Source organism: Pseudomonas sp. HMWF032 (genome assembly GCF_003060885.1).
In the GTDB taxonomy this organism is placed as follows: Bacteria; Pseudomonadota; Gammaproteobacteria; order Pseudomonadales; family Pseudomonadaceae; genus Aquipseudomonas.
In genome coordinates this window covers 158,105-176,758 of the sequence record NZ_QAIG01000004.1, presented here as the reverse complement: position 1 = coordinate 176,758, position 18,654 = coordinate 158,105, and the positions used below count along the sequence as shown (strand labels likewise).

18 protein-coding genes are annotated in these 18,654 nt (G+C 58.1%); 15 read left to right on the top strand and 3 right to left on the bottom strand.

Features of this window, described 5'->3' with window-relative positions; all coding sequences use genetic code 11:
• The first annotated feature begins 39 nt into the window (after positions 1-39).
• The 5 genes from DBR00_RS20505 (at position 40) to terL (ending at position 3,036) form a co-directional block, all read left to right on the top strand.
• Positions 40-429: a hypothetical protein gene (locus tag DBR00_RS20505; RefSeq protein ID WP_146180657.1), complete on the top strand. Its 390-nt coding sequence runs from the start codon at positions 40-42 to the stop codon at positions 427-429.
• Complete coding sequence (locus DBR00_RS02430; protein WP_108488962.1) at positions 430-837, top strand: hypothetical protein; 408 nt, start codon at positions 430-432, stop codon at positions 835-837.
• A complete protein-coding gene (locus tag DBR00_RS02425; protein WP_108488963.1) occupies positions 824-1,024 on the top strand; it encodes a type II holin in 201 nt (66 codons plus the stop codon). Before DBR00_RS02430 ends, DBR00_RS02425 begins: the two co-directional genes overlap by 14 nt.
• Complete coding sequence (locus DBR00_RS02420; RefSeq protein ID WP_108488964.1) at positions 1,009-1,245, top strand: hypothetical protein; 237 nt, start codon at positions 1,009-1,011, stop codon at positions 1,243-1,245. The genes DBR00_RS02425 and DBR00_RS02420 overlap by 16 nt, the downstream gene beginning before the upstream one ends.
• A 63-nt stretch (positions 1,246-1,308) precedes the next feature.
• The gene (gene terL, locus DBR00_RS02415; RefSeq protein WP_108488965.1) at positions 1,309-3,036 is read left to right on the top strand and encodes a phage terminase large subunit; all 1,728 of its coding nucleotides are present in this window, start codon (positions 1,309-1,311) and stop codon (positions 3,034-3,036) included.
• Positions 3,037-4,132: 1,096 nt separating this feature from the next.
• On the opposite strand, the gene DBR00_RS02405 is transcribed toward terL, so the two are convergent.
• Positions 4,133-5,155 carry a zinc-dependent alcohol dehydrogenase family protein gene (locus DBR00_RS02405; protein WP_108488967.1) on the bottom strand — a complete coding sequence of 341 codons (1,023 nt, stop codon included), beginning with the start codon at positions 5,153-5,155 and terminating at the stop codon, positions 4,133-4,135.
• Positions 5,156-5,417: 262 nt separating this feature from the next.
• Between DBR00_RS02405 and DBR00_RS02400 the strand changes: the two genes are divergently transcribed.
• The 6 genes from DBR00_RS02400 to DBR00_RS02375 all read left to right on the top strand — a co-directional run bounded on the left by DBR00_RS02400 (position 5,418) and on the right by DBR00_RS02375 (position 13,574).
• Positions 5,418-6,335 carry a LysR family transcriptional regulator gene (locus tag DBR00_RS02400; RefSeq protein ID WP_108488968.1) on the top strand — a complete coding sequence of 306 codons (918 nt, stop codon included), beginning with the start codon at positions 5,418-5,420 and terminating at the stop codon, positions 6,333-6,335.
• Between the two features lie 174 nt (positions 6,336-6,509).
• Positions 6,510-7,748, top strand: coding sequence for a multidrug efflux RND transporter periplasmic adaptor subunit MexE (gene mexE / locus DBR00_RS02395; protein ID WP_108488969.1), 1,239 nt, complete (start codon positions 6,510-6,512; stop codon positions 7,746-7,748).
• Positions 7,749-7,848: 100 nt separating this feature from the next.
• Positions 7,849-11,028, top strand: a complete 3,180-nt coding sequence (locus DBR00_RS02390) for an efflux RND transporter permease subunit (RefSeq protein ID WP_108488970.1) — start codon at positions 7,849-7,851, stop codon at positions 11,026-11,028.
• Complete coding sequence (locus tag DBR00_RS02385) at positions 11,025-12,428, top strand: efflux transporter outer membrane subunit (RefSeq protein WP_108488971.1); 1,404 nt, start codon at positions 11,025-11,027, stop codon at positions 12,426-12,428. The genes DBR00_RS02390 and DBR00_RS02385 overlap by 4 nt, the downstream gene beginning before the upstream one ends.
• 187 nt (positions 12,429-12,615) lie before the next feature.
• On the top strand, positions 12,616-13,077 hold the full coding sequence (locus tag DBR00_RS02380) for an NUDIX hydrolase (protein ID WP_108488972.1): 462 nt from the start codon (positions 12,616-12,618) through the stop codon (positions 13,075-13,077).
• A 68-nt stretch (positions 13,078-13,145) separates the two neighbouring features.
• Positions 13,146-13,574 (top strand): NUDIX domain-containing protein, encoded by a 429-nt coding sequence (locus DBR00_RS02375; protein WP_108489004.1) that lies wholly within the window; start codon positions 13,146-13,148, stop codon positions 13,572-13,574.
• Between the two features lie 80 nt (positions 13,575-13,654).
• Here the strand turns inward: DBR00_RS02375 and DBR00_RS02370 are convergent, their stop codons facing one another.
• The gene (locus tag DBR00_RS02370) at positions 13,655-14,200 is read right to left on the bottom strand and encodes an ATP-dependent zinc protease (protein ID WP_177479878.1); all 546 of its coding nucleotides are present in this window, start codon (positions 14,198-14,200) and stop codon (positions 13,655-13,657) included.
• 167 nt (positions 14,201-14,367) lie between these two features.
• Between DBR00_RS02370 and DBR00_RS02365 the strand changes: the two genes are divergently transcribed.
• Positions 14,368-14,556, top strand: a complete 189-nt coding sequence (locus DBR00_RS02365) for a hypothetical protein (RefSeq protein WP_177479876.1) — start codon at positions 14,368-14,370, stop codon at positions 14,554-14,556.
• A gap of 151 nt (positions 14,557-14,707) precedes the next feature.
• Here the strand turns inward: DBR00_RS02365 and DBR00_RS02360 are convergent, their stop codons facing one another.
• On the bottom strand, positions 14,708-15,208 hold the full coding sequence (locus tag DBR00_RS02360; RefSeq protein WP_108488974.1) for a DUF1203 domain-containing protein: 501 nt from the start codon (positions 15,206-15,208) through the stop codon (positions 14,708-14,710).
• A 246-nt stretch (positions 15,209-15,454) separates the two neighbouring features.
• Between DBR00_RS02360 and DBR00_RS02355 the strand changes: the two genes are divergently transcribed.
• The 3 genes from DBR00_RS02355 (at position 15,455) to DBR00_RS02345 (ending at position 18,650) form a co-directional block, all read left to right on the top strand.
• Complete coding sequence (locus DBR00_RS02355) at positions 15,455-15,955, top strand: disulfide bond formation protein B (protein WP_108488975.1); 501 nt, start codon at positions 15,455-15,457, stop codon at positions 15,953-15,955.
• A 315-nt stretch (positions 15,956-16,270) separates the two neighbouring features.
• A complete protein-coding gene (locus DBR00_RS02350; protein ID WP_108488976.1) occupies positions 16,271-17,275 on the top strand; it encodes a TRAP transporter substrate-binding protein in 1,005 nt (334 codons plus the stop codon).
• Between the two features lie 367 nt (positions 17,276-17,642).
• Positions 17,643-18,650, top strand: a complete 1,008-nt coding sequence (locus DBR00_RS02345) for a DctP family TRAP transporter solute-binding subunit (RefSeq protein ID WP_108488977.1) — start codon at positions 17,643-17,645, stop codon at positions 18,648-18,650.
• Positions 18,651-18,654 lie beyond the last annotated feature (4 nt).

Sequence of the window (18,654 nt, the reverse complement as noted above, 5' to 3'; positions counted from 1 at the left end):
GTGGCAGGCTGTTGGGTTGTCAAGTTATATGGCGCAGTAGTGAATGTTGGCTCTGCAAACGCGGCGCAGTTAGCAAGTGATTACGCCAATCTCGCCAGTCGGTTAGCTACTTTGGAAAATGGCATCCCTCAAAAACCTGAGGTTGTATGGAGTGGGGGGGTAGGCATGGCAGGCGCGCGCATCGCTCTTACGAGGCCATTGGTGCCTGGTGATATGGTGTGGTTACGTCATAATGATAATAATTGGACATACAGTAACCCGATTATCATTACTCAGGAGATGCTCTCTACTGGAAGACTTTGGAGTTGGAATTTCGGTGTTAGTGGCGCAACTTCAGTTACTCTAAACACGCCATCACAATTAACTACAGTCAATTTCACAGCGGGCTATGGTATTAACCAGATATGTGCTTCAAAGGCGAAAATTTAGATGGAGAAAGTTTACTATAACATTCGGTTCAACTTCCTCCAGTCCGCGCCAGTACCTTCAGGGGAGGGCTGGCGGCTGGCTACTGATGAAGATATTAAGGCAGTAAATGGGCAGGGTATTGATCCCATAACTGCTTTCAGGGAAATGCGTAAAGAGCTAGTTAGTCGCATCAAGGTGACAAGCTCCCTTGGCCGAACCTTTGACGGTGACGAGGTGTCTACCACCCGCATGCTCAAGCCTATTGAAGTCCTCAAGAATGAGCGTGAAGGTGCTACGGCCCTCTGGGTCCTCTCAGATAACACTCCAGCACAAGTGGGTCTCGAAGAGTTCCGCGAAGTGTTGAAACTTGCCGGGATCGAGCAGACCAAACTGTGGATTCCGCCAGAGACAATTGATGTTCAAACTTGACTTCACCTCGGGGACCATTCAGTGGGCCCCTCAGACTGCCGCTGGTGTTGATGTTGGATACCGGATCGTGTTCGGTCTTTCCCTTAACGAATGGTTTTATGTCTCGGTGATTATCTACACCGTGGCCCAAACCGTTGTTCTTCTAATGCGTAACAAACGAGAGTCCAAGCAGTGTCCGAAAGACTGATTGAGTTGCTCGGCGAGTTGCACTCCGAACTTGCCAACCAACTCCTACTGGACTTAGAGAACCCCGAAAAGCGCTCCCCTCAGTTGTATGCACAGATCATTAAGTTCCTCAAAGATAATGGCATTGATGCTCTACCTAAAGCAGGTCGGCCAACTCAATCCCTCTTGGATGGTCTGGATAAGTACGCTAACGAAATAGAGCAGCTCTCTAAGCCGCACTAATCCCACCTGGTTACACCACGGCCTCTCTGAGCAATTCAGAGGGGCCTTTTTATTGGAGTCGCAATGACCCAAGAAGAACAGAAGAAACTCATTACCAACTTCGCCTTATTCGTCTGGGTAGTTTGGAAGTCCATCGGCCTCCCCCCGCCTACACCCATTCAAACGGATATGGCCAACACGCTTCAGACCCCTCCGAGTCGGCGCTTCATCATTCAGGGTTTCCGAGGTGTCGCTAAGTCCTTCATCACTTGTGCCTATGTGGTGTGGATGCTCTGGAGGAACCCAAACCTCAAGATAATGATCGTCTCGGCCTCGAAGGAACGGGCTGACGCTAACGCCCAATTCATTAAGAAGATCATCGCTGAGCTCCCTTTCCTGACCCACCTGAAGGCTGGACGGGATCAACGGGACACCCAGAACATCTTCGACGTGGGGCCAGCGAAGCCTGACCACTCCCCCTCTGTGAAGTCTGTTGGTATCACGGGCCAGCTCACGGGCTCCCGAGCGGACATCATCATTGCGGATGACGTAGAGGTCCCTGGTAACTCCTTTACCCAAGCCATGCGGGACAAGCTGTTTGAGCTCGTTAAAGAGTTCGATGCAATTCTGAAGCCGCAGGGTTCGGTCATCTATCTGGGCACGCCTCAGAACGAGATGAGCCTGTACAACGAGCTCCAGGAACGGGGCTACACCACCTACATCTGGCCAGCGAGATTCCCTTATGACGAAAAGCACCGTGCTAGTTATGGGAGCCGGCTCGCTCCCTACATTGCACGCCTCTTCGACGCTAATCCGAAAATTGCGGGGAGTCCTACAGACCCTAAGCGATTCGATGATGACGACCTCCGCGAGCGGGAGCTCTCCTATCGCCGTGCCGGCTTCATGCTTCAATTCATGCTGGACACCAGCCTTAGTGACGCAGACAAATACCCGCTCAAACTACGGGACCTCATTGTCACGCACCTGGGTAAGGAAGAGGCACCACTGAAGTTCACTTGGATGCCCTCACCTCAGGGCCTCCTGCCGAACCTCCCGCTGGTGGGTCTGAAGGGTGACCGTTACTACGGCCCCCACTCGATGACGCAGGATGTCGGGCGATACACCTATAAGATTCTCGTGGTGGACCCCTCGGGCCGGGGCAAGGATGAGACCGGTTACGCCGTCCTGTTCTTCCTGAACGGTTTCATCTTCCTGATGGAAGTTGGGGGCCTCCTTGGGGGCTACTCCGATGAGACCCTGGAGGCGCTAGCTAAGATCGCCAAGAAGTGGCAAGTGAACGAGGCAGTCATTGAGGGTAACTTCGGTGACGGCATGTACACCAAGCTCTTCACGCCTGTACTCGCTGGCATCCACAAGTGCGCCATAACCGAGGTCAAGTCCAAGGGTCAGAAGGAAGTCCGCATCATCGACACCCTAGAGCCCCTGGTGACCAACCATAGGTTTGTGGTGAACCTGGATGCAGTCCAACAGGACTACGACTCGGCGGCCTCCACAGAGCCCTTCTACTCCTTCTTCTACCAGTACACCCGCCTTACGGCTGACCGTGGGTCCCTCAAGTCTGATGACCGGCTAGACGCCGTGGCCATCGGTGTGGCCCACCTCTGTGACGTAATGGATGTGTCCCCGGACGAAGGCGTGAAGACAGCCCGTGAGGACTTCTTTGAGGATGCCCTGGAGGGCCTTATGAACATCACCTCCAGTGTTCTCCACGTCTGTGGCCTAACGGTACAGATGAACACCAATGAAGGCGTTGAAGGCTCCCTAGAGGGCCTCAACTGGATGGATAACTAACAACCTGGCACTACCTACCTTAATTGGCGGGTGGTGCCTTTTTTGTCGGCTCAAGGGCCCTGTACACCGGGACGATAACGAACCCAAAGGTGATGAAGAGAGTCCACGGGTTACCCAAGCCGGCACCCAGTTGGGAGGCCAGTAAGAGGTCTATGGGGTCCCCTAGGCGGGGCTCTGAGAGGGTTCCACCAGCTCCGATGGCTGACATACAGAGTTGCACGAAAGGCACCGCCACGAGGCCCGTAAGGCCAGCGATGATGTACCTCAAAATGATGGGCATAACAGGTCCTTAGAAACCGTGACTCACTCGACCAATCCAGTCACAACTGAGACCAGTGGAGTTACATGACACTATAGGGATTGAGTTACATGACACTTTAGAATCCCCCCGAGGATATACCCATATAGGGTTGTCACTGGGCATCCCCATTAGGGTTACCTCAGGAGGGTCCTGAGGGTCCTGTCTCAGCATTGTCCTGAGCCAGTGACCTAATCAGTCATCTTGGGTGGTTGATCAATATTGATTATATCCACTCAGGACTATCCCACCTATAGGAGACTCCCGTGTCTGTAGCATCGACCAATGACCAAGCAACCAATCCAACCCGAGCTGCTCAAGTCCAAGCAGCCCTGGCGAACGTCCTTAAAGACAAACGCTTCTGGGCTCTCGTGGCCTCTGTTGCGGCTGCTGCTGGTTTCACTCTTTCTCCTGAGCTCTCTGGAGCGGTGTGCAACGGCGCAGCCGCCCTAACTCAGTAGGCTTTACAGCCTCCCTTCGTTAGGGCCCTCAGTCAATCTCTATGGGTAACTCTTCAATAGGGTTCTCTATAGAGCTTGACAGTGCCTATTACCATTGATCTACCTCCCCTAGGGACTCCTCTGGAGCTGCCCTGTACCCTCTGGTGTTTCTACCGGAGTTCCCAAAGGGGCTTGATTTTGGCGGAAATTTGCAAGAGGGTACTTTAAGTTGTACGCTTTCAGCACTTCCCCCCTGGGGGCCTCCCGCCTGGCCTCCTCTGCCCTGCCTGCCGGGGCCTACCTGCTGTGCCTTTCCCGCTTGCCCAAGGGCCATCCCTTCGCATAACAGGGATTATGTTTAATGCAGGCCAAGATCCAGCAACACGCGGCCACGGCTTGGGCAGGTTTCCATGTAACGATGCGCTTCGACTACATCGTCGAAACTGTAAACCTTGTCGATCAGCGGTTTGAGTAAACCATCTGCTGTCAGCTGATTGATGCCTTGCACAGCCTTGGCAACGGCAACTGAATCCTGCGGAATATTCAGCTCTTCCTTGCCAGTGAAATTACCGATGCAATGCACGAAGAATTGAATGTTCTTCTGGAACGCCGCACAAGCTGGGAATGGCGTTTCATTGCCGCCTTGCAGATCGAACAAGATCAGCCGACCGCGCGGCGCGATGGCGTCGCCCAGCAGGCACATCTGCGGGCCGCCAAGCGCATCCATCACCACATTCACACCACGGCCATCGGTCAGCTTGCTGACGCGGCTAACCAGATCCTGTTCCTCAGTGAGGATGATGTGATCCGCGCCCAGCTGCTTGAGAAAGTCACGGTCCTCGGCAAAGGCTGTCGCCGCAATGACAGTTGCGCCCAAGGCTTTGCCCATCTGCACGATGTACGGGCCCCAACAGCGGCTTGCGGCCGTTACCAGCACGGTTTCACCGGGCTGCAAACGCGCCAGTTCGCTGAAACCGAACCAGCCGACCATCGATGGTAGATAGTGCACGGCGGCCTGTTGAGCGGTCAGGTTCTCCGGGTAACGCGCCAAGGAACTGCGTGGCAATACCACATGCTCGGCGTAACTGGGATAACGGTTGGCGCTGTGCCCCGGGAAGCTCGCTACTCGATCACCCACAGTCAAATCAGTCACGCCATCGCCGAGGGCCAGCACCACGCCGGCCAGTTCGTGGCCCAGGCCTGCCGGCAATTGCGTTGGGGTATTGCCCAGATTCTGCCGCCAGAGCACGTCGTACCAGCTGACACCTACAGCTTCAACACCGACCAGCACTTCACCAGCGGCGGGCGCCGGGGCTTGACGCTCTTCGATCTTGAGGACATCGGCCTCACCAAACTCGTGGAAACGCACTATGCGGGACATCGCAAACCTCTTCGGTTGACCCATTCAGGTCGCGGCAACTGTTCAGCATCTCTGCGCGATACAGCGATGGCGACCTCTTTATGGCCACGGACTTTATCCGGGCTTTGCCAGCAATTCCACCGCTCAGGGCTGATATTCACCATGCTTGTCGATGATGATGAGTCACGCACACATCATTTCGCCGTGCATATTGCCTGGCAACAGCATTCGGCATTAGCCTGATTCGCGCGCAAAACCGCAGCCACTCCAGAATGGACACCGGATGAACCGTAACGATCTTCGCCGCGTCGATCTCAATCTGCTGATCGTCTTTGAAACGCTGATGCATGAACGTAGCGTGACCCGTGCGGCGGAAAAACTGTTTCTGGGCCAGCCGGCCATCAGTGCGGCCCTCGCCCGTTTGCGCAGCCTGTTCGATGACCCGCTGTTCGTGCGCACCGGTCGCAGCATGGAGCCTACCGCCCGCGCCATGGAGATTGCCGCCCTGCTCTCGCCGGCGCTGGATTCGATTTCTACGGCGGTCAGTCGTGCGGCTGATTTTCACCCAGCCACCAGCACTGCGGTCTTTCGCATCGGCCTGTCGGATGACGTCGAATTCGGTCTCTTACCGCCGCTGATCAAGCGCTTACGCGCCGAAGCCCCGGGCGTGGTGCTGGTGGTTCGCCGCACCAACTACCTGCTGATGCCGGCCTTGCTGGCCTCCGGGGAGATTTCCGTGGGCGTTGCCTACACCGAAGAGTTACCGGCCAACGCCAAGCGCAAGGTGTTGCGCCGTAGTAAACCGAAACTGCTACGTGCCGATACCGCGCCTGGTGCACTGAGCCTGGATGATTTCTGTGCCAGGCCGCACGCGCTGGTGTCCTTTGCCGGCGATCTGGGTGGTTTTATCGATACCGAACTGGAAAAACAGGGGCGTAAGCGTCGCGTGGTACTCGCCCTGCCCCAGTTCAACGGCCTGGGTACCCTGCTGGCCGGCACCGATATTCTGGCCACCGTGCCGGATTACACCGCAACCGCCCTGACCTCTGCGGGCGGAGTCCGCGCCGAAGAACTGCCCCTGCCGACGCAGACTTTCGAGCTGCACATGGCCTGGCGTGGCGCCCAGGACAACGACCCAGCGGAACGTTGGCTGCGTTCGCGCATCCAGATGTTCTGCGGTGATCCGGACAGCCTGGAGTAAACCTAGCACCGGAGCAACGGTGCGTTCAGGGCACTTTGTTCACATAGTTGAAATCGATAAAAGCCCCTTCATCATCATTCACGATGATAGTCACCTTCGCGGCATTCGATTCGTTCCACGCCAGAGCGCGCAGCAGACTCCGCCCCATCACAACACCCTTGGGCGGATACACACATGGAACAGTCCAATAACAATCGCTGGCATTTCCCCTTGGCCCTTGCCGCAGTGCTGGTCTTGAGTGCATGCGGAAAATCACCGGAAACCGCACAGCAGATGCCGGCCGCAAAAGTCAGCGTGGCAGAAGTCATCGAACAACCGATCAACGAATGGGATGAATTCACCGGGCGCCTGGAAGCGCCTGAATCGGTCGAGATCCGTCCACGTGTATCCGGTTTCGTTGATCGCGTTGCCTTTGCCGAAGGCAGCCTGGTGAAGAAAGGTGACCTGCTGTTCCAGATCGATCCGCGGCCGTTCCAGGCCGAAGTCAAGCGTTTCGAAGCTCAGCTGCAACAGGCCCGTGCCAGCCAGGCGCGCACGCAAAGTGAAGCCAATCGCGGCGAGCGCCTGCGCCAGAGCAACGCCATCTCTGCCGAACTGGCTGATGCCCGCGCCAGCGCCGCGGCAGAAGCCAAAGCGGCGGTGGCTGGCATCCAGGCGGAACTGGATAACGCCCGTCTTAACCTGAGCTTCACCCGCGTTACCGCGCCAATTGATGGCCGCGTCAGCCGCGCGGAAATCACCGAAGGCAACCTGGTGAATGCCGGTCAGAGCCTGCTGACCACGCTGGTCAGCACCGACAAGGTGTACGCCTACTTTGATGCCGATGAGCGCGTATTCCTCAAATACGTCGAACTGGCGCGTCTGGTCGGCGGTCAGGCGCGTGATGCCAGCCCGGTGTACCTGGGCCTGTCCAGCGAAGACGGCCACCCGCACCTGGGTGAACTGGATTTTCTCGACAACCAGGTTAACCCGCAGACCGGCACCATCCGTGGCCGTGCGGTGTTCGATAACCGTGATGGCCGCTTCACGCCGGGCCTGTACGCACGCCTGAAGCTGGTTGGCAGCGGTCAGTACGCGGCCGCGCTGATCAAGGATGAAGCGGTCGGCACTGACCTGGGCAAGAAGTTCGTTTTGGTGCTCGACAAGGACAACGCCGTGCAATACCGCGCCATTGAACTGGGACCGAAACTGGAAGGCCTGCGTATCGTGCGTCAGGGCTTGGCCAAGGGCGAGAAAATCGTGGTCAACGGCCTGCAACGTGCCTTCCCCGGTTCCACGGTTGATCCGCAGAGCGTGCCGATGGCCGACGAGGCCACCCTCGTCCAACTGCTGCGCTTGCGTCAGTCAGTCGATGAGCGCGATGCGCCACGGGTCGCCAAACAGGACACCCACAACGGCAAGCCTCGCGGCTGACATGACGCCTGGGGCGCACTGCGCCCCCTACCCGACAACCTGATTCGTAGGGCGCGCGTGGCCGTTAGGGCCTGGCGCACCGGCGTCCGAGGACTTTCTGATGAACTTCTCGCAATTCTTTATTCAGCGGCCGATTTTCGCCGCTGTGCTATCACTGTTGATCCTGATTGGCGGGGCCATCTCGCTGTTCCAGTTGCCGATCAGCGAATACCCGGAAGTGGTGCCGCCCACCGTGGTGGTGCGCGCCACCTTCCCCGGTGCCAACCCCAAGGTGATTGGTGAAACCGTTGCCTCACCGCTGGAACAGGCGATCACCGGGGTGGAAGGCATGCTCTATATGTCGTCCCAGGGCACGGCCGACGGCAAGATGACCCTGACCCTGACCTTCGCCCTCGGCACCGATCTGGACAAAGCCCAGGTGCAGGTGCAGAACCGCGTGACGCGGACCATGCCGACCCTGCCCACCGAAGTGCAGCGCCTTGGCGTGACCGTCGACAAGGCTTCGCCCGACCTGACCATGGTCGTGCACCTGACCTCGCCGGACGACCGCTACGACATGCTGTATCTGTCCAACTATGCTGCGCTCAACGTCAAGGACGAGCTGGCGCGCCTGGATGGCGTGGGTGATGTGCAGCTGTTCGGCCTGGGCAACTACTCGCTGCGCGTGTGGCTCGATCCGAACAAGGTCGCGTCACGGGGCCTGGCCGCCAGTGACGTGGTCAATGCCATTCGTGAGCAGAACCGCCAGGTCGCGGCCGGCTCGCTCGGTGCCCCGCCCTCTGACGCTGGCAACAGCTTCCAGCTGTCGATCAACACCCAAGGCCGTCTGGTCAGCGAGGAAGAGTTTGAGAACATCATCATTCGCGCCGGTGAAAACGGTGAAATCACCCGTTTGAAAGACATCGCACGCATTGAACTGGGTTCCAGCCAGTACGCCCTGCGCTCCTTGCTCAACAACAAGCCGGCGGTTGCCATCCCGGTGTTCCAGCGTCCCGGCTCCAACGCCATCGAGATTTCCGATGCGGTGCGCGCCCGCATGGCTGAGTTGAAACAGAACTTCCCGCAGGGCGTGGACTACGAAATCGTCTATGACCCGACCATCTTCGTGCGTGGCTCCATTGAAGCGGTGGTGCATACCCTGCTCGAGGCCATCATCCTGGTGGTGCTGGTGGTGATCCTGTTCCTGCAAACCTGGCGCGCGTCGATCATCCCGCTGGCCGCCGTGCCGGTGTCGTTGATCGGCACCTTCGCCGTGATGCACATGTTCGGCTTCTCGCTCAACGCGTTGTCGCTGTTCGGTCTGGTGCTGGCCATCGGTATCGTGGTGGACGACGCCATCGTGGTGGTGGAAAACGTTGAACGGAATATCGGCTTGGGCAAAACCCCGGTAGAGGCCACCAAGCAGGCAATGAAGGAAGTCACAGGGCCGATCGTGGCCACGGCCTTGGTGCTGTGCGCGGTGTTTATCCCCACGGCGTTTATTTCCGGGCTTACCGGTCAGTTCTACCAGCAGTTCGCGCTGACCATCGCCATCTCCACGGTGATCTCGGCCTTCAACTCACTGACCCTGTCCCCTGCCCTGGCGGCCGTGCTGCTGAAAAGCCACGACGCGCCGAAGGACCGCTTCTCCAAGGTGCTCGACAAACTGTTTGGCGGCTGGTTGTTCAACCCATTCAACCGCCTGTTTGACCGCGCCAGCCACGGTTATGTCGGTACGGTGAAACGCGTCTTGCGCGGCAGCGGCATCGCCCTGTTCGTCTACGCCGGTTTGATGGGGCTGACCTACCTGGGCTTTGCCACCACACCGAGCGGTTTCGTCCCGGCGCAGGACAAACAGTACCTGGTGGCCTTCGCCCAACTGCCGGATGCCGCGACCCTGGACCGCACCGAAGATGTGATCAAGAAAATGTCGGAAATCGCCGGTAAACACCCCGGTGTGGAAAACACCGTGGCCTTCCCCGGCCTGTCGATCAACGGCTTCACCAACAGCCCGAACAGCGGCATCGTCTTCACCCCGCTGAAGCCCTTTGATGAGCGCAGCGATCCGTCGATGAGCGCCACGGCGATTGCGGCCGAGCTGAACGCCCAGTTCAGCGAGATTCAGGACGCCTATATCGCCATCTTCCCGCCACCACCGGTGCAGGGCCTGGGTACTATCGGCGGCTTCCGCCTGCAGGTGCAGGATCGTGGCAACCTGGGCTATGACGAACTGTACGTGCAAACCCAGAACGTTATCGCCAAGGCCCGTGCGCTGCCGGAGCTGGACCCGATGTCGGTGTTCACCAGCTACCAGGTGAATGTGCCGCAGATCGATGCCGCCATCGACCGCGAAAAAGCCAAGACCCACGGCGTGGCGATCAGCGACATCTTCGACACCATGCAGATCTACCTGGGCTCGTTGTACGCCAACGACTTCAACCGTTTTGGCCGGACCTACCAGGTCAACGTGCAGGCCGAGCAACAGTTCCGCCTGGAGCCGGAGCAGATTGGCCAGCTCAAGGTGCGCAACAACCGGGGCGAAATGGTGCCGCTGTCGGCATTCCTTAAAGTCAGCGCCAGCTCGGGTCCGGATCGGGTGATGCACTACAACGGCTTCCTCACCGCCGAAATCAACGGCGCGGCAGCCCCCGGTTACAGCTCCGGCCAGGCCGAAGCGGCGATGGCCAAGCTGCTCAAGGAAGGACTGCCCAACGGCATGAGCTTCGAATGGACCGACCTGACCTACCAGCAAATTCTGGCTGGTAACAGCGCGATCTTCGTCTTCCCGCTCTGCGTGCTGCTGGCCTTCCTGGTGCTGGCCGCTCAGTACGAAAGCTGGAGCCTGCCGCTGGCGGTGATCCTGATCGTGCCGATGACCCTGCTGTCGGCTATCACTGGGGTGATCCTGGCCGGTGGCGACAACAACATTTTCACCCAGATTGGCTTGATCGTACTGGTGGGATTGGCCTGTAAGAACGCCATCCTGATCGTCGAATTCGCCAAGGAAAAACAGGAAGAAGGCATGGACCGCGTCAGCGCGGTGCTGGAAGCCTGCCGCTTGCGTCTGCGACCGATTCTGATGACCAGCTTCGCCTTCATCATGGGTGTGGTGCCGTTGGTGCTGTCTTCCGGCGCCGGCGCGGAAATGCGCCATGCCATGGGCGTCGCAGTATTCAGCGGCATGCTCGGCGTGACCTTCTTCGGCCTGCTGCTGACCCCGGTGTTCTATGTGTTGATTCGCGGGTTCGTGGAGAAACGCGAAGCACAGAAAGCCGCGCGTTTGCAGGAGGTGCAGGCATGAAGTCCCTTAATGCCAAGCCGCTGGCCCTCAGCCTGTTGACCCTGGCGCTGACTGCCTGCGCCGTCGGCCCGGACTACCAGGCCCCGCAAACCGCAGATGCCAAGCTGAAAAGCGCGCAAAGCAGTAGCTACGACCGCTCGCGCTTTGAAACCAGCTGGTGGCAGCAGTTCGACGACCCGGCACTCAACCAACTGGTGCAACAATCACTCGAGGAAAACCGTCAGCTGCGCGTGGCCTTTGCCCGCCTGCGGGCGGCCCAGGCCATTCGTGATGACCTCGGCAACGATCAGTTGCCGACCGTCACCAGCCGCGCCAGCGGTGAATTCGGCAAAGCCCAGCAACCCGGCGTCACCGAGCAGCGCGTGCGCGGCGAGCGTTATGACCTGGGTCTGGACATGCTCTGGGAACTGGACCTGTTTGGCCGCATCCAGCGTCAACTGGAAGCCAGCGATGCCGAGCTGGACGTGGCCGAAGCGGATTATCAGCAGCTGCAGGTCAGCCTGATCGCCGAGCTGGTGGATGCTTACGGCAGCCTGCGCGGCGCGCAACTGCGTGAACGGATTGCCCGCGACAACCTGAGCAACCAGCAGGAATCCCGCGCCATCACCGAGCAGCTACGTGAAGCCGGCGTCGGTAGCCAGCTCGATGTACTGCGCAGCGACGCGCGCCTGGCTGGCACCGAAGCCAGCCTGCCGCAATTGCAGGCCGAACAGCAGCGCGCCAAGCACCGCATCGCCACCCTGCTCGGTCAACGTCCTGATCAATTAAGCGTGGACCTCTCAGCCCAGGACCTGCCCGCCATCGCCAAGGCGCTACCGGTGGGCGACCCCGGCGAGTTGTTGCGCCGCCGCCCGGATATCCGCGCGGCCGAACGGCAACTGGCCGCTGCCACTGCCAATATCGGTGTGGCGACGGCGGACCTGTTTCCTCGGGTGAGCCTGTCCGGCTTCCTCGGCTTTACCGCCGGGCGAGGCTCGCAGCTGGGCTCATCAGCAGCGCAAGCCTGGGGCCTGGCACCGACTATCAGCTGGGCGGCGTTTGATCTGGGCAGCGTACGTGCACGCCTGCGCGGTGCTGAAGCCGAAGCCGATGGCGCGCTGGCCAACTATGAACAACAGGTGCTACTGGCCCTGGAGGAATCCGCCAACGCCTTTAGCGACTACGGCAAACGCCAACAACGGCTGCTCGCCCTGCTGCGCCAATCCGACGCCAGCCGCGCCGCTGCCGAGCAAGCCCGCGTGCGCTACCGCGAAGGTGAAGTGGACTTCCTCGTGCTGCTCGACGCCGAACGTGAACGCCTGAGCGCCGAAGACGCCCAGGCCCAAGCGGAAGTTGAGCTGTATCGCGGCATCGTCGCCATCTACAAGGCCCTCGGCGGCGGGTGGCAGCCTAACGCCTGACTCGCTCAACGACTCTCCCCCCAGGTTGGCCTGGCCAACCCTTTCCCGCCCCGCGGCAGTTGCTCCTTGCTGTGGGGCTTTTTTATTGGGTGGGCTGCGTCAGGCCAGGCGAGTAGAAGGACTCTCGCCCCGCTTGTCGCTCAACTCAACCACCACTAATCTGCGCGCATTTTCAAGGGAACGGCACATGCGTGAGCGCAAGGCAGCACGATTACTGGTCATTAGTCCTTCCAGGGAAGTCCTTCTTTTCAGATTTCACCATACAGACGACGCTTTGGCCGGTACAAGCCATTGGGCCACGCCCGGTGGTGGTTTGGAGCAAGGAGAAACATTCCAAGCAGCGGCAGTACGTGAGCTGTACGAGGAGACAGGCATTCAAGTCAGCACAGTGGCGGCTCCTGTGGCCGACCGAAGGGTTTCATTGATGCTGCCCAGCGGCGAAGCAGTGATCGCCGTGGAGCAGTATTTTATTGTGCATGCCCCAACCATAGCTCTTTGCAGTGCTCATTGGACAACGCACGAGAGAAAGGTCATGGCAGATCATCACTGGTGGTCAGCCCAAGCACTGATAGCCACACAAGAAACGGTGTGGCCAGAGAATTTGGTGCAACTGCTTGTGGATGCTGGGGTATTCACATTGCCTGCCTGACCGCTCTATGAGCAGCTGGCTGTGGGCCACGGCGTATGATTTTCTTATTTTCTGACGTCAGGATTGCCATGTCCCCCGACAAAGCTTGCCCAGTGATACTTTCATCTGCGCGGCCCTACAAAATCCTTTTGTTCCGCCACCCTCTAGCAGGCGTTCAACTGGTAAAGGGCAGCATAAAAAAGGGAGAAACGCCTGGCGTCGCTGCATTGCGTGAATTGACGGAAGAGTCAGGCATCAGTGACGCTGTGATTGAAAACGACCTTGGGGTTTGGGATTCCGAGCATCTAGGCCAGGTTTGGTCGTTCCAATTGTGCCAGGTAGAAAGAGCATTGCCCGAGCGATGGTCCCACCAGACAGTTGATGACTATGGTCATTTGTTCGAATTCTACTGGGCATCACTCGAGAATCCCCCACATGACGAGTGCCACCCGGTGTTTCAGCGGGCACTGGCATTTTTGCGCACAAAGCTGAACGCACCGATAGATGAGCGACGCTGACGCGCGCTACCTGTCTATCGCCAGCGGCATATGCGGATCTTACCCCGCGCAACATTTCACTCGATCCACTTCTCCGCCACTCAACTGGCCTGAGCACAACTCGGCTGCCCGGCCGAGTAACGCAAACCCGGGCTGACTGCCGCGTTGAATTCCTTCAGAGCTGTCGAGCCGATTAATAGCGGGTATTCGAAGGCGCTGCGGTCGGTCAGATTGACTTCGATATTCTTCAGTTCATCGCCTACGCAGATACCCATTTCAATCACCGGACGGGCGGTGTAGAGCTGCTTGTCGCCAGGTTTACGGTCATCGGCGCGGCGTTTGATATAGCTCATGCGCGCCAGCGGTTTTTCAACGATCTGCGCCTGTTCGGCGTCTTTTATGCCCAGCTGAAAGCGTACCCACTCACCACCATCGCGCTTGAACACCTGAATATTCTTGGCGCTGAGTGAAGCTGTTTCGGCCCCGGTATCGAGTTTGGCAGGCAGCTCCAGAGCCAGATCATGCAAGGAAACCTGTTCGTGCAGGCCAAAGATCTGCGGCTGATTGGCCATTGCGCCGGAGGTTAACAGTGGGCTGCATAGCGCTATAGCCGCAGCGATCTTTTGTTTGAATGTGAAGTTGGGCATGCCGTGGTTCCAGTCGAGGAAGAAAGTCCCCCCACGATAACGGTGCTGACTGAATTGAAACTGAATACGTGCCTTCGCGCGCCACTGCAGCTATCAATATTGCCTGAGACATGTCTGCCTGCTTATTCTGCCTACCACCGTATTCCGTTCCTACGAGCATGCAGACCGTGGATCACACCAGCCCCCTGCCCGCCAGTGACGCCGAAGTATTGGCCTACATGCAGCGTCAATTGCATTCAGGCCGTGTCAAACCAAACGTGCTGGTCAGCCTGACACAGAAGACCTTTGTCGATGTCAGCCATGAGCGCATCGTGCAGTGCTTTAACCAGTTGGACTCAGCCCTGCTCAAGCGTTGAGTGTTGGGTTCAGCATCTGCAGACACGACTGAGTGTTGCTAGAGGTTCACGCCCTCGTAGTCGCCTGTATCGTCGACTATGCGGGTTGATACCGTCTGCCGGGCGGTGACAAGCAATCGCTTTGCAGACACGGGACAACGCCCCAGCGAAGCTAATCTGCGTGGGCGCGCTCAACTCGGCACTGGAAACAGTTGAACTTGGAGCGAATGTGTACGTAAGCCACGCTGAGGTCACTGAGTATCTGCTGGCAGGTCTTACTCAGCGCGGAACCTGGCACCACCTGGCCGGTGTCATAACGAATCCAGTCATCACTGTCGTAGCCCCTAATCAGTGCAGGCTCAAGAAACGCAAACCAAGCCGGCAACTGTGCCTGGTCATAGTGTTGACAGGGCTCGGCATGCAGGAAAATCGGCCCGACCTCTGCATAGGGCTGTAATTGGGTAAAGGGACGGTAGGCCAAGATCAGTTTGGGGGTGCCGGGCGTGATCAGATTCAAGCAGTGTCTGCAGGGATTGGCCATGCCCTGCGCCACCTGGCGCACCGGTAGCTGACCATGGGCGTCCAGCCCGCCCTGCCAGATACGTTCAGCTGCATCGCTGCTGATGCCGCAAACACGGAGTGCCAGATCAGTTGAAGCATGGGTTGAGGTCATCGCCGAATACCTGTGCATGAGGGATGTGGCAGACATTAGCCAGACGCGTTGACCTTCGCGATGCGGTTCTGACTTTCAAACTGCGTCGATCTGGCACACGCAATGATCATGCGGCACTGGAATCTGCACTTGTCTACCCATTCACTGGCGATCATCCTTGCGCTGCAACTTAATCCTGTGCCGACAATCTGATGCCCTGGCACGCTATCCGCCTTTACCACTACGCAGGCTCTTTCGGAGATTCAGATGCCCCGTTTCACCTCACTCAAGCCCCTACTCGTCCTGATTAGCCTTGCCTGCTTTGCGATGCTCGGCGGTGCCTTGTTGTTGCAGCATCTGGCCGGTTGGGAGCCCTGCACCCTGTGCATTCAAATTCGTTTATGGCTGCTGTGTGGTGGCGTTGTCAGCCTGCTGATTCTGACGGTAGAAGCCCTGGGGCTGCGTTGGCTGGCCTTGCCACTTTGGCCTTTGCTATTGGCCACGGCAGGTATGGCGGTGTACGACAACACGCATCTGGTGTTGATCGAAACCGGTATGCTGGAAAGCTCCAGTTGCTCCCCCTTCCCGTTCTACGCTTTTTATCTGCCCCTGCATGACTGGCTGCCCAGCGTCTTTATGAGTGCCGGCGTTTGTGGGCAGACCGACTACAACATTCTCGGCCTGTCATTCACCCACTGGACCCTGCTCAGCCTCGCCGTGCTCTTGGCCCTATGCCTCTTGGCTGCCTGGCGCGCCGTGCGCCGCTGATCCCTCCGCTAAGCCGCCTCCTGGCGGTGGCGATAAAACGCCACCGCCACTCAAAATAAGCAGTTATTTGCCGATTTTTATTCGCCAATGGCGATTTTTCGCCAAGTGATGTGCGCTACATCACGGCTGTTTTGCCACCAATACAGCCCTGCAGGCGAGTTGCCACTCTGGCATAGGCATTGCGATACAGGCGATGCACTGCGCACTGTAATCAGCGTGCGACTGTGCCAATCTGACAGCCTAAACCAGCCAGTTTGCTTGAATTTCCTGGAGCGCTGTCAACAAAACAACATAAGAACAATCAGGAACACCGCTATGTTCAAGTCGATCTGCACCCTCGTTGCCAGCAGCCTGCTGCTAGCAGCAACCACAGTTCACGCAGCAACCGACAAGGGGCTAATCGTGATCAAGTTCGCCCATGTGGTGGCAGACAACACCCCCAAAGGCCAAGGCGCACTCCTGTTCAAGAAGCTGGCCGAGGAGCGCCTGGGCGACAAGGTAAAGGTTGAGGTCTACCCCAACTCCACCCTGTACGGTGATGCCAACGAACTCGACGCACTGGCTAAAAACGAGGTGCAGCTGCTGGCTCCTTCGCTCGCTAAATTTGAGAAATACACCAAACAATTACAGGTGTTCGACCTGCCCTTTCTCTTCGACGACCTGGACGCCGTCAATCGCTTCCAGAAACGCGCCAAGGGCCGCCAGCTGCTGCGCTCCATGGAAGACCACAACATCGTCGGTCTGGCCTATTGGCACAACGGCATGAAACAACTTTCGGCAACCAAGGCACTGCAGGTGCCTGGAGACGCTGCCGGGTTGAAATTCCGCATCCAACCCTCTTCGGTGCTTGAAGCGCAGTTCAACCAGCTCGGTGCCACGCCTTTGGCCATGCCATTTGCCGAGGTTTTCGAGGCATTGAAAAACGGCAAGGTGCAGGGCGCAGAAAACCCCTGGTCGAACATCTACAGCAAGCAGCTCCATAGCGTGCAGCCGTTTATCACCGAGACCAATCACGGCGTGCTCGATTACATGCTGGTGAGCAACCCACGCTTCTGGTATGCCATACCGCACCAGATCCGCATGCAGTTGGAAGGCATCATCGACGAGGTGACCTACGAGGTGAATCGCCAGGCCGAAGCTGCCAACCAGGCCGACCGCGACCGTATCGCCGCAGCCACCGGCACTCAGGTCATCACCCTTAACGAGGAGCAACGCAACGCCTGGCGCAAAGCCATGCAGCCGGTGTGGCAACAGTTCGAAGGCGTGATCGGTGCCGACATAATGAAGGCCGCGCAAACGGTTAACCGCAACAAGCGTTAAGAACCTGTTCACGATCTCGCAAGCCTGAGCCATACAAGGCGGAAACAGGTGAGGAAGCGGAATTTACTGGTGTAAATGAGCGTTACGCCCCGCACTTCACGCTAAAGCGCGTTAGCCGCAAGCGGCTTGCCAAGCCTATTTTCAACGCAGCAGCGCCAACGCGAAACAGATCGTAGGCAGCGTCTAAGACGTGCGCCATCGCACTCCACTGTCTCGCCTGGTGCAGTAATCTGCGTGCCGCTCTAACCAGCCCCTTCTGCGCGCCCCAGGCTAATCACCTGGGGCACCGGCAAAAAGCCGTCACGCTTTTAACCTGTGTATAGCGCCTGATTCAAAACAACTCGCCAGCCTCAACCAAGGACTCCCTATGTTCAAGTCGATTGCTCTTATAGCCGTTGGCACCCTGCTATTCAGTGCATTCAACCTCTGCAACGCTCAAGAACAGGAACCCATTCTGATCAAGTTTGCCCATGTCGCTGATGAGCGCACGCCCAAGGGCCAGGGCGCTTTACTGTTCAAGCAGCTGGTCGATCAGCGCCTGGCAGGAAAGGTCAGCGTCGAGGTTTACCCAGCCTCCAGCCTTTTTGGTGATGCCAACGAACTTGACGCACTGGCGAATAACGAGGTGCAACTGCTGGCACCCTCACTCGCCAAATTCGAGAAATACACCAAACAACTCCAGGTATTCGACCTGCCGTTTCTATTTGATGACCTCGATGCGGTCACGCGTTTCCAGAAGCGCGCCAAAGGCCGCCAACTGCTGCGCTCCATGGAGGCGCACAACATTATCGGTTTGGCCTATTGGCATAACGGTATGAAGCAGCTCTCGGCGACTAAAGCGCTGCAGGCGCCCAGTGATGCGGCGGGTATGAAGTTCCGCATTCAGTCTTCCAGCGTGTTGGAAGCGCAGTTCCAACAAATCGGAGCGGTACCGCTGGCCATGCCCTTTGCCGAGGTCTTCGATGCGCTGAAAAGCGGCAAGGTACAGGGTACCGAGAATGCCTGGTCGAATATCTACACCCAGCAGTTGCACACCCAGCAAGCGTTTATCACCGAGACCAACCACGGCGCGCTCGACTATATGCTGGTCAGTAACCAGCGTTTCTGGTTTTCCATTCCTCACCAGATTCGCAGCGAGCTGGAAGCGATCATCGATGAGGTGAGCTTCGCAGTGAATCGCCAGTCTGAAGAAGCCAACCGTGCAGACCGTCAGCGTATCGAGGCGTCCGGCAGCAGCCAGATCATCACCCTCAGTGACGGACAACGTGCTGCCTGGCGTGCCGCCATGCAACCGGTTTGGCAGCAGTTTGAGGCCGATATCGGCGCAGACATACTCAAAGCTGCACAGACGGTTAACCGCAAATCCCGCCAATAACCAT